The 4608-nt window shown below is 67.4% G+C and carries 5 protein-coding genes; 1 reads left to right on the forward strand and 4 read right to left on the reverse strand.

Going from position 1 to position 4608, the window contains the following annotated elements; translation table 11 throughout:
* The 3 genes from VH112_12435 to VH112_12445 all read right to left on the reverse strand — a co-directional run.
* Window positions 1-1098 (reverse strand): MCE family protein (locus VH112_12435; GenBank protein HEX4541041.1); only part of this gene is annotated, 1098 nt, incomplete at its 3' end.
* Complete coding sequence (locus VH112_12440) at window positions 1095-1946, reverse strand: ABC transporter permease (protein HEX4541042.1); 852 nt, start codon at window positions 1944-1946, stop codon at window positions 1095-1097. The genes VH112_12440 and VH112_12435, both read right to left, overlap by 4 nt.
* A gap of 1 nt (window position 1947) precedes the next feature.
* Entirely contained in the window at window positions 1948-2739 is a 792-nt protein-coding gene (locus tag VH112_12445; GenBank protein ID HEX4541043.1) for an ABC transporter permease, read from the reverse strand.
* A gap of 436 nt (window positions 2740-3175) precedes the next feature.
* Here VH112_12445 and VH112_12450 point away from each other — a divergent pair, with 436 nt between their 5' ends.
* Entirely contained in the window at window positions 3176-4030 is an 855-nt protein-coding gene (locus VH112_12450) for an ABC transporter ATP-binding protein (GenBank protein HEX4541044.1), read from the forward strand.
* Here VH112_12450 and VH112_12455 read toward each other — a convergent pair.
* The coding region (locus tag VH112_12455; protein ID HEX4541045.1) for an EamA family transporter at window positions 4017-4608 on the reverse strand (592 nt) is incomplete at its 5' end. The two genes, VH112_12450 and VH112_12455, sit on opposite strands and share 14 nt — an antisense overlap.

The following is a 4608-nucleotide window of genomic DNA, read 5'->3' on the forward strand; positions in this document are numbered from 1 at the left end:
CGGCGCGGCCGAGGACGAGCAGTCGAACTGGGGCCCGAGGGCGGACTGGAGGGGAGCCAGGCTCTGCTGGAGCTGGGGTGGCGCCCCGGCGGGGGCCACCAGCCCGCAGATCAGCTTGTCGATGTCGCTGAAGCTGGTGAAGAGCTTGAAGTAGGCGAACCCGCTCCCGTCGGCCAGGAGCTCGCCTTCGGGACTCTGCACCTTGGCGAACTTGAGCGTGTAGCGGTACAGCCCGTGGATGAGGTCGGAGATGTCGGACTGGCGGGCCAGCAGGACCCGCATCACGTTGTCGCCCTGGCCGAGGAGGATGTTGATGTCGGGGCGGTAGGTGGACAGCAGCTGGGCCAGGTTGTCGGCCAGGGGCTTCAAGGTGGTGAGGAAGGCCTGGAAGGTGGCCTCGGCCTGGTTGAACACGGGCAGGCCCACGTTGTTGTTGGCGGCGATGGCGTTCAGGTTGGACGCCGTGGGGGTGAAGGCGGCCTGGAAGCGGGCGAAGGAGTCCAGGGCGTTGATCTGGGCGTTGAGGGTGTTGGAGAACAGGTCGGCCAGGCGGGTGCCGGTGTCGATGCTGGCCGCGATGGTCTGGCCCTCGCCCTCGGAGGCCTGGGTCAGCTCGGAGATGATGGTCTGGGCGTCGGCGGGGTTGATGGCGTTGAACAGCGGCACGGTGGAGTTGATGAAGTCCTGGACCTGGTCGGTGGTGGCGGTGTGGGTGATCTGGCCCCCCGAGCGCAGGTAGGGCCCGGTCTGGCCGTTGGGGAAGTCGAGGCTCATGATCTCGCTGCCGAACACGCTCTGGGGCAAGAGGGTGGCGGTGGCGTCGGCGGGGACCTTGAAGCCGGGGTTGATCGAGAAGCGCACTTTCACCTGGCGGTCGACGAGGGACCAGTCCTTGATCTTGCCCACTTGCACCCCTCGGTAGTCCACCTCCGAGCCGGGGTGCACGTTCTGGCCCAGGTGGGGGAAGGTGGCGCTGAGCGGGTAGGCGGTCGAGAAGAAGTCGTAGGCCCCGCCCACCGCCCGGTACACCACGGCCAGGGTGAGCACCGTCACCCCGATCGCGATCACGACGCGGCGGGGGCGCGTCAGGTGACTCATCCGACGATCCTCGCGGTGCCCTGGCCGCCGAAGAAGATGAGCGAGCCGAGCAGGTTGAGCAGCACGATGACGATGATCGACGAGCGGATGGCCTTGCCCGCGGCCACACCGACGCCCGCCGGTCCTCCCGTGGCGTAGTAGCCGTAGTAGCAGTGGATGAGCACCACCGCCACCACGAAGAAGAAGGCCTTGATGAACGAGAAGAACAGGTCCTGGGGCGGGAGGAACAAGTTGAAGTAGTGCTGGTAGACGCCGCCCGACAGCGTGAAGAACTTGGTGACGATGAGCTGGCTGGCCAGGTAGCTGGCGAAGAGAGCCGCCAGGTAGATGGGGATGAGGGCGATCAGGGCCGCCCACAGTCGCGTCCCCACGAGGTACACGAAGCTGTCGACGCCCATGACCTCGAGGGCATCGATCTCCTCTGACACGCGCATGGCGCCGAGCGACGCGGTATAGCCCGCGCCGACCTGGGCGGCCATGGCGATGCCGGCCACGAGCGGCGTGATCTCCCGGGTGTTGGCCAGCGAGGAGATGATGCCCGTGAAGGCCTGGGCACCGACCTGCTGGAGCCCCTTGAACCCCTCCAGTCCGACCTCGGTGCCGGTGAAGAACGTGTTGGCGAACACGACGAAGAACATGCCGCCACCAACGACGAGCGCTCCCGCGCCGATCGCCACGTCGGACACGAGCGCCACGATCTCGTTCCGGTGGCGCGCCGCCTCCGGCAGACCCCGGAGCACCCGGGCGTAGAACGCCAGCTGGTCGAAGAGGCCCTCGGCCAGCGTGCTGGCACTGCGGAACGGTCGGCTCGCCGGGCGGACGACGCGGTCGATGACGGGTGTGGCCACCTCAGATGCCCTTCTGGGGGACGAAGTTGAAGTAGATGACCGTGCCCACGAAGTTCACGAAGAACAGCAGGATGAAGGTGATCACGACCGCCTGGTTCACGGCGTCGCCGACGCCCTTGGCGCCACCTTTCACCGTCATCCCCTTGTAGCAGGCGACCATGGCGGAGATGAAGCCGAAGGCGATCACCTTCACGACCGCGGTCTGCAGGTCGGCGAGCTGGCTCAGCTCGTTGAAACCGCTGAAGAAGCTGCTGCTGGTGACGTGGAGGACCTGGACGCCGAAGAAGAGGCCGCCGCCGATGCCGGCGATGGCGGTGACCGCCTCCAGCAGGAGGGCGATGACGGTCGCGGCGAGGATACGAGGCAGCACGAGGCGCTGGATGGGATTGACCCCCATCACCTCCATGGCCGAGATCTCGTCCCGGATGCGCCGAGAGCCAAGGTCGGCCGTCATCGCCGAGCCGCCGGCCCCGGCGATGATCAGGGCCGTCGCAACGGGCGACTGCTCACGGATGACGGCCAGGACCATGGCCGCGCCCAGCTGGGACTGGGCCCCGATCTGCTGGAGGAACCCGCCCACTTCGAGGGCGATGACGATGCCGAAGGGGATCGAGATGAGGATGACGGGGAGGGTGCAGACCTTGGCGAGGAACCAGCACTGCTCGAGGAACTCCGAGAGCGGGAAGGGTCGACGAACCACCAGCCGCACCGACTCGAGGGCGAGCGCGAACATGCCTCCGGTCTCCTCGAGGAGCCGGTTGACTTTCCGGTTGCCCGGTATCACTACTGCCATCGACCAGTCCCTCCACGGGCCCGCGCCGTCATTCCGGGAACCCGGCCAGAACGGGATCGACTACGCCTGCTCTCCCAGGCGGTCGGCCCGGACCGCCGGTACACCCTCGGGGCGTTTAGTGCCCTATGCCCGGAAGATCCCAATCCCACTGGGGTCAAGGTACCCTCTGTATTCGGCGAAGTGACGTCGGACACCTGCCTCACGGGGGGGCTTGCGCCCGCTTGAAGCCCAGTTCGCGGCCGGTGTGGCGTATGTCACGATCAGGCCGCCCGAGCCGCTACCGTGGGGACGAGAGCCCGGTGGAGAGGGCGTCAGCCAGTCCGAGCGGCCGGCTCCCGGCGGCAGCTGGCGAGACCAGAGGTGGCCGCGGGGTAGGGGTCCAGCCGCCCGGTGCCGAACTACCAATTACCCGAGCGTCGAACCAAGGGAAAGGCCGATGGCCGACGAAGCCGTCATCTCGCTGCGTGGAGTCTCCAAGTCGTTCGGCTCGCACGCCGTCCTACAGGACATCTCCTTCGACGTTCCCAAGGGACGGATCACGGCCATCATGGGCCCTTCTGGGACGGGCAAGTCCGTGATGCTCAAGAACATCATCGGGCTCCTTCGGCCCGAGGTCGGCGAGATCTGGGTGGAGGGCGAGCAGATCGTCGGGATGCGGGATCGCGACCTCTACCGGATCCGTCGCAAGATGGGCGTGCTGTTCCAGGACGGCGCGCTGTTCGGGTCGATGAACATCTACGACAACATCGCCTTCCCCCTGCGCGAGCACACCAAGCAGAGCGAGGGCCAGATCCGCGAGAAGGTCATGTCCAACGTCGAGCTCGTCGGCCTGCAGGACCACCTGAAGAAGCTGCCCGGCGAGGTCTCGGGCGGCATGAAGAAGCGGGCCGGCCTGGCCCGAGCCATGGTCATGGACCCCGACATCATCTTTTTCGACGAGCCCGACTCTGGCCTCGACCCCGTGCGGGTGGCCTACCTCGACGAGCTGGTCAAGAACGCCCAGCGCGAGACCGGGTCCACCTTCTTCATCATCTCCCACAACATCCCCTCGATGATGCGCACGGCCGAGTACATGGGCGTGCTGTTCCGCTCCGAGCTGGTGAAGTTCGGCAGCAAGGACGACATGAGGAACAGCAAGAACTCGATCATCCGCCAGTTCCTCGCTGGCAAGTCGAAGGGCCCGATCGGCATGGACGAGATGTCCGGCGACGTCGACATCCAGAGCGAGGACTTCGACGAGGACGGGCCAGTACGTGACGAGGCCGAGCAGACCGAGGTCATGACCGTCTGAGACGCCCGGCCCGGTCCGGCCCAGCGTCGACAGGCCGAGAGGGCTCCGGCCCGGGCGAATCGTGAAGACGGGGGCGGAACCGTGCGGTCAATCGACCTTCGGTGAGCGCCACCCCGCCGATGACCACGGCCCCGCCGACGATCAGGTTCCAGCCCGCCTGCTCCCCAAGGACGACTACGCCCAGCACCACCGCGACCACCGGGATGAGATACGTCACCAAGGAGGAGCCGGTCGCGCCGGCCTCCCTGACCAGGGCGTGGTACAGGAGGTAGGCGAGGCCCGTGTTCACGGCGCCGAGCACGACCACGGCGGCGACCACCCGGGCGGTGAGGTGCACCGGACCTGTCGCCACCGCCGGCGCCAGCAGGCCCATGACGATGGCGGCCGCGGTGACCTGGCCGGCGGCCAGCGACAACGGGGTCAGGGCCCGACCGGAAAGGAAGCGGCGGGTGTAGACGAAGCCGACCCCGTAGCACGCGGCGGCGCCGAGGCAGGCAAGCTCGCCCCCGAGAGTGCCGATCGTCGCCCCCGGTCGCCATGGAGCAAGGATCACCACCGCCCCGAGGAAGCCGGTGACG

The organism is Acidimicrobiales bacterium, assembly GCA_036270875.1.
GTDB lineage: Bacteria > Actinomycetota > Acidimicrobiia > Acidimicrobiales > AC-9 > AC-9.

What these genes read in the sequence shown, in the direction of transcription:
- VH112_12445 (HEX4541043.1), bottom strand. Translation starts at nt 2,739, where the DNA reads ATGGCAGTAGTGATACCGGGCAACCGGAAAGTCAACCGGCTCCTCGAG.
- VH112_12450 (HEX4541044.1), top strand. Translation starts at nt 3,176, where the DNA reads ATGGCCGACGAAGCCGTCATCTCGCTGCGTGGAGTCTCCAAGTCGTTC.